At 76.1% G+C, this 1,723-nt stretch carries 1 protein-coding gene; it reads left to right on the top strand.

The window, feature by feature from the left end; all coding sequences use genetic code 11:
* Positions 1–1,723 (top strand): DEAD/DEAH box helicase (locus RWX45_RS00155; protein ID WP_316021776.1); only part of this gene is annotated, 1,723 nt, incomplete at both ends.

The raw sequence follows: 1,723 nt of genomic DNA, 5'->3' as shown, positions 1-1,723 counted from the left end.
TGGCCGACCCGCCCGACCTGCCCGTTGTGGCGGCCGTCCCTCGACTTCGCGAGCACCTCACCGGGTCCGGCCCCGCCGTCGTGGTCACCGCCCCGCCCGGAACCGGCAAGACCACGCTCGTGCCGCCACTGGTCGCCGACGCCCTCACCCCCAACGCCGACGGCGAACGCCGCCCCGATCGCGTCATCGTCACCCAGCCGCGGCGCGTGGCCGCACGGGCCGCGGCGCGCCGCCTGGCCTCACTGTTGGGCGAGCCGGTGGGACAGACCGTCGGCTACGCCGTGCGCGGGGACCGCAAGCAGTCGGCCGCGACCCGCATTGAGGTCGTCACCGCGGGGTTGGCACTGCGCCGCCTCCAGGCCGATCCGGAGCTAACCGGGGTGGCCGCCGTCGTCCTCGACGAGGTGCACGAGCGCTCCCTGGAATCCGACCTACTGCTGGCACTGCTGCTGGATGCGCGCGCCGGCCTGCGCGAAGACCTTGCGGTCATCGCCATGTCGGCCACCCCCGACCTCACGCGACTGCCCGCCCTGCTCGGCGACGGGCGCAGGCCCGCACCCATTGTGGATGTGCCCGGTGTCCTCTATCCGCTGGAGGAGGTCTGGGCGCCGCCGCCGTCGGGAGTCTCCCGCCTCGGTCCGCGCGGGGTGCCGCGCGAGTTCCTCGCCCACGTCACCGCCACCGTGCAGCGTGCCCTGGCCGAACGCGACGGCGATGTGCTCGTCTTCCTGCCCGGCGCCCGAGAGGTGGACGACGTCGTCGCCCGCCTGCGCAGCGCCCTGCGGGACAGCGGCCCCGTTCCCGGCGTGGCCGAGCGCAGCGGGCAGCCGGCGCATACCGCCGTCGACGTGCTCCCCCTGCACGGACGGCTACCCGGACCCGCCCAGGATGCGGCCCTCGCCCCTTCCCCCGACCGGCGGCGAGTGATCGTCTCAACCGACGTGGCCGAGTCCTCCCTCACGGTACCGGGAGTGCGGATTGTCGTCGACGCCACGCTCGCCCGCGAGCCGCGCCTGGACGTGGCCCGCGGCATGTCCGGCCTGGTCACCGTCGGCGAGTCCCGTTCGGCCGGGACCCAGCGGGCCGGACGCGCCGCGCGCACCGGGCCGGGCGCCGTCTACCGCTGCTGCACGCCCGTGGACTGGGCGCGAGCGGCGGTGGCGCCGACCCCGGAGATCCTCTCCGCCGACTTAACCCGCACCGCCCTTGAGCTGGCCGCCTGGGGCGTACCCGGTGGGGCGGGGCTGGCCTGGATCGATCCGCCACCGGCGCCGGCCCTGGACGCCGCCAACCGCACCCTCACCCACCTGGGGCTGGTGGACGACGACGCCGTCACCGATCTTGGACGCGCTGTTGCCGCGATACCGGCCGAGGTTCGCCAGGCGCGCGCCCTGCTTACCGCGGCGAAGTCCATCGGGCTGCGGCGGGCGGCCGAGGCCACGGCGCTGCTCACCTGCGACCTGCGTGCGCCCCAGGCCGATCTGACCGCACTGGCGCGGAGCGTGCGCGGCGGTACCGGTGCCGGTGTGTGGCGCGCCGAGGCCCTGCGTTTGGAGCAGGCCGCCCGGCGGCATCTCGACCCCGTCGCACAGCAACCCGGCCCGGGCGAGGGCCCGGACGCGGCGGACGCCGTCGGGCTCGTCGCCGCCCTGGCTCGCCCGGAGTGGATTGCCCGACGTCGCGGTCCCGTGCCCGCCGCGGGGACGGCGGCCAGCTACGCGAC

The sequence above is a fragment of the Actinomyces sp. MRS3W genome (assembly GCF_032465695.1).
Classification (GTDB): Bacteria; Actinomycetota; Actinomycetes; order Actinomycetales; family Actinomycetaceae; genus Actinomyces.
The sequence above is the reverse complement of the archived record's forward strand: the minus strand, read 5'-3'. Positions and strand labels throughout refer to the sequence as shown.